Annotated in this window: 2 pseudogenes; both read left to right on the top strand. The window is 47.8% G+C overall.

Annotation, left to right across the window (positions count from 1 at the left end):
• A pseudogene (locus tag R7Z50_RS29795) lies at positions 1–224 on the top strand (DNA adenine methylase); the annotation flags it as partial.
• Between the two features lie 101 nt (positions 225–325).
• A pseudogene (locus R7Z50_RS29790) lies at positions 326–565 on the top strand (ribulose-phosphate 3-epimerase); the annotation flags it as partial.

The raw sequence follows: 565 nt of genomic DNA, 5'->3' as shown, positions 1-565 counted from the left end.
AAGCGGCACTAGCCGACATGGCAGAAAGAACGGCTACTGAGCGTGGGATTCCGGTGTTGATTTCAAATCACGACACAACACTAACGCGCCGCCTTTACCACGGTGCGGATTTAAGTGTGGTGAAAGTGAAACGCACCATTAGCCGAAACGGTAGTGGTCGTAACAAAGTTGACGAACTGCTCGCCTTGTTCAAAGCGCCGGAATCAGATAGCGCTGCTTCATAGTTCTGACACTATTTTCTCTAAATAGTGGATCTCCCCACTGGCTTCGGTAGAATTGCGCGCAAATTGGTTTGCTGTTTTGCTCGTCACTACTGAGGTCAGGTATGAAAGATTTTCTTATTGCTCCATCCATTTTATCGGCTGATTTTGCACGTCTAGGTGAAGACGTAGAAAAAGTACTCGCAGCGGGTGCAGATGTGGTGCATTTCGATGTTATGGATAACCACTATGTACCAAACCTGACTTTTGGTGCGCCTGTGTGTAAAGCACTACGCGATTACGGCATCACTGCGCCAATCGACGTTCATCTAATGGTGAAACCGGTAGATCGCATCATCCCTGAT

This window comes from Vibrio sp. 1249-1 (genome assembly GCF_033340495.1).
This window is presented reverse-complemented; position numbering and strand designations above follow the sequence as displayed.